The following is a 4,189-nucleotide window of genomic DNA, read 5'->3' on the forward strand; positions in this document are numbered from 1 at the left end:
CTGACGAAATACAGGTATCCAACGCCCATGTGGCATCGTGACTCAGACCGGTTCAGACTGTTTACCCGACGCGCCCTGATGCTGGGTGCGGGTAAGGGTGTATTGCTGACTGGTCTTGCCGCGCGCATGTACTACCTGCAGGTGCTTGAAAGCGACCGCTATCAGACGCTGGCCGATGAAAACCGTATTTCGCACCGCCTGCTGCCGCCACCGCGTGGACTGGTGACCGATCGTTTCGGTGCACCGCTTGCCGTAAACCGGCAGAATTATCACATCATGATCGTGCGCGAACAGACGCCTGATGTCCGACGCACGCTTGAAATCCTGGACCAGATCATCGAGCTTGGCCCCGACACCATCGAGCGCGTTGAACGCGATGCCGCCCGTCGGCGTTCGTTTGTTCCGGTGACTGTGCGCGATAACCTGACATGGGATGAGGTCGCACGCGTTGGCGTTAATGCCCCCGACCTTCCCGGCCTGATCATTGATGCAGGGCGATCACGCGACTATCCCGAAGGACCGCACCTTGCCCATACGCTGGGTTACGTTGCCGCCGTCTCTGAAAAGGAACTGACAGGCGATCCGCTTTTGGAACTGCCGGGCTTTACCATTGGCAAAAGCGGCGTTGAAAAGGTTTATGACCTGGCACTGCGTGGCACGGCCGGCACCAGCCAGGTAGAAGTCAACGCACTGGGCCGCGTTATTCGCGAACTGGAACGCGAAGAAGGTGACAGTGGCAACACTGTCGTCATGACGCTTGATCTTGAATTGCAGCGCTACACCAATCAGCGATTGTCGGATCAGGAAAGTGCCGCCGCGGTGGTTATGGACATCCATAATGGTGAAGTGCTCGCCCTGTCGTCGCACCCGGCCTATGACCCGAACGCCTTTACCAATGGCATTTCGCACAAGCTTTGGAACAGTCTGGTCAACAACCCCTATGCACCGCTTTCCAACAAGGCGGTGAACGGCACCTATGCGCCCGGTTCGACCTTCAAGATGTGTGTCGCACTTGCTGGACTGGAAGCAGGCATTATTTCGCCCAACCAGAAATTCTTCTGTAACGGGCATCTTGATCTCGGGAATGCGCGTTTCCACTGCTGGAAACGCGGCGGTCATGGCTGGATGAACATGCATGACTCAATCAAGCATTCCTGTGACGTCTATTATTACGAAATTTCCCAGAAAATCGGGATCGACCGCATTGCGGCCATGGCAAACAAGCTGGGCCTCGGCGAAGATACCGGCATTGACCTTCCCAACGAACGTAGCGGCCTGATCCCGACCAAGGACTGGAAGGAAATCCAGCTTGGCAAACGCTGGCAGGGCGGTGAAACACTTATCGCCTCTATCGGGCAGGGTTATGTTCTGGCAACGCCGTTGCAACTTTGCACAATGACTGCACGTCTGGCCTCGGGCAAGGCGGTGCGCCCGCACCTGACGCGTGACAACGTCACCCCCGAAGGCGTTACCAGCCGCCAGGCCGAAGAATTCCCGGAACTTCAGGTCAGTCGCGCCAACCTGGCCCGAATTCGTGATGCAATGAACGGCGTGACCAACGAATTGCGCGGCACTGGCCATGGCGCGCGGATCGCCATCAAGGGCATGGAAATGGCTGGCAAAAGTGGTACCAGTCAGGTTCGCCGCATCACCATGCGCGAACGCCAAACCACGGGCGTACTCGATAACAATGACTTGCCGTGGAAATACCGCGACCATGCCCTGTTTGTTGCCTTTGCGCCGGTCGATAACCCACGTTATGCCTGTTCAGTGGTGGTTGAACATGGTGGTGGTGGTTCGAGTGTTGCGGGCCCGATTGTCCGTGACCTGCTGCTAAAAGCGCAGGAACTGCAATCCGCGCGTCAGGGCATCTCGGCCGCCGACCAGCCCAATAGTGCAAATCTCCGGCGTAATCCGGCCCACAGCGATCAGGACGAAGGTTAAGCCATGGCAGGAAGCAGATTTCGCATTGGCGAAGACCCGGATTATGTACCGATTGGCCGCAGGTTATTGTTGCTGAACTGGACGCTTGTTCTTTTGATCGCAGCTCTATCTGGCATCGGCTTTGCCATGCTGTATTCCGCGGCCAACGGATCACTGCAACCCTGGGCCGAACGCCAGATGATGCGTTTTGCCGTGGGTGCGGCACTGATGATCATCATCGCGGTAACCGATATACGTGTCTGGCTGAAGCTTGCCTATTTCTCGTATTTTGTCGCGCTGATTTTACTGGTAGCCGTCGAAATCAAGGGCGATATCGGCATGGGCGCACAGCGCTGGATCAATCTGGGTTTCTTCCAGTTGCAGCCGTCCGAACTGATGAAAATCTCTTTGGTTCTGGCACTTGCACGCTATTTCCATGGCTTGACGACCGAAGATGTCGGTCGTATCCCGCTTTTGATCCCGCCGATTTTGATGGTTCTTGCGCCCTCTGCCCTCGTATTACGCCAACCTGACCTTGGCACCACATTGCTTCTGATTGCCGGGGGTGGTGTGATTTTCTGGCTGGCTGGTGTGCGCATCTGGAAGTTTGCGCTTGTCCTCGGCACGGCACTGGCGGCCATTCCGATTGGCTGGCAGTTCTTGCGCGAATATCAGAAGAACCGCGTTCTGACCTTCCTGAACCCGGAAAATGATCCGCTTGGTGCGGGCTATCACATTACGCAATCAAAGATCGCGCTTGGTTCTGGCGGGCTGTTTGGCAAAGGGTTCATGTTGGGTTCACAAAGCCATCTGAACTTCCTGCCGGAAAAACAGACCGACTTTATCTTCACCATGCTGGGCGAAGAATTCGGCTTGGTCGGCGGCATGGCGTTGCTGGGCCTTTATGCGCTGGTGATCACCTATGGCTATGTCATCGCCCTGCGTTGTCAGAACCAGTTTGGGCGCCTTGTTGCCATCGGTGTGACCTCCACCTTCTTCCTTTACGTCTTTATCAACATCGCGATGGTGATGGGCCTGATCCCGGTGGTTGGCGTACCGTTGCCGCTTGTCTCTTATGGCGGCACGGTGATGATGACCATTCTGGTCAGCTTCGGGCTTTTGATGAGCGTATCGATCCACCGCGACATCCGGATTTCCCGGCAGGGCAATGACGACGGCCGGAATTAAAGACACGCATTCCTGATGCACATGCATCCGGCGTCGCACCGGAACTATCCGATCAATCAAATGTCAGACGGCAGCTGATCCTTGAATTCCGAAAGCGTGCTGAAGTCAGCCAGCTTGCATCGGTTGCGCCCGGTTGCCTTGGCATCATAAAGTGCCCGATCCGCCAACGAGTACAATATCCCCTGGATATCGGAGCTTTCCGAGTTCCTCAGAACATCAAATTGCACAGCAACGTCCGGATCAAACTCAGCCAAACCCTTCACAGACGGCAAGCCCGACACCCCAAAGCTTGAGGTAAAGGAAAGTTTGCTACCGCCATACTCGACACTGTTCTGCTCCAGGCCCTTACGCAAACGTTCAGCCAGGATCATCGCCCCCTGCAATTCCTCCCCCGGCAGCAACACAGCAAACTCTTCACCGCCCATGCGCGCCGGAATATCAATGGAACGGAGTGTTGTTCTAAGTGTTTCTGCCAAGGCAACCAGAACAGCGTCACCGGCCTGATGGCCATAGGTATCGTTCAGCGCCTTGAAACGGTCGATATCAAGAAGAATGAAGGATACAGGCGTATCCCGGCGCCGCCAGACGGCAACAGCGTCTTCCAACCTGCCCAGAAAGGCACGACGGTTAGGCAACCCGGTCAATGGATCCGTTGACGCAAGCACTTCAAGCTTTTGCATCGCGGAATTGAGTTCTTCTGTACGCTGCGCGACACGCTCTTCCAAGGTGATGTTCGCATTCTGCAGTTCATCGCGGGCTCTGCGCAATTCCCCGATTTGCTTGCGGATCATTCCGAAAAGCCCGACCGTTACCGAACCAAGCAACTGAACTTCGTCGTCATGACGATGCTCCGGCGGCATCTGAAGCGGGCGACTATCGTCTGTTGGGTCCGCATTAACGATATAGTTTCCAAGCCGGATCACGGGCCTTGAGAAGACGAAATAGCTCATTGCCGCAAAACCAAGGGCCATCACAGCTGCCAGAACCATGGTCGCAAGGAACGACCACGAAAGACGCGTCATGTAGGCGTCCACATAAACCTGTGGATTAAGCTCAATCACCATCTCGCCAATGGTGG

General features: G+C 55.8%; 3 protein-coding genes. 2 read left to right on the plus strand and 1 reads right to left on the minus strand.

The annotated features are described in order from the left end of the window. The first annotated feature begins 27 nt into the window (after positions 1-27). The gene (gene mrdA, locus B3Z49_RS09090) at positions 28-1,944 is read left to right on the plus strand and encodes a penicillin-binding protein 2 (protein WP_296990225.1); all 1,917 of its coding nucleotides are present in this window, start codon (positions 28-30) and stop codon (positions 1,942-1,944) included. A 3-nt stretch (positions 1,945-1,947) separates the two neighbouring features. After that, complete coding sequence (gene rodA, locus B3Z49_RS09095; protein WP_063090283.1) at positions 1,948-3,111, plus strand: rod shape-determining protein RodA; 1,164 nt, start codon at positions 1,948-1,950, stop codon at positions 3,109-3,111. A 56-nt stretch (positions 3,112-3,167) separates the two neighbouring features. On the opposite strand, the gene B3Z49_RS09100 is transcribed toward rodA, so the two are convergent. Beyond that, the coding region (locus B3Z49_RS09100) for a GGDEF domain-containing protein (protein WP_296990180.1) at positions 3,168-4,189 on the minus strand (1,022 nt) is incomplete at its 5' end.

Origin of the sequence: Thalassospira sp. UBA1131, assembly GCF_002311515.1 — a bacterium.
In the GTDB taxonomy this organism is placed as follows: Bacteria; Pseudomonadota; Alphaproteobacteria; order Rhodospirillales; family Thalassospiraceae; genus Thalassospira.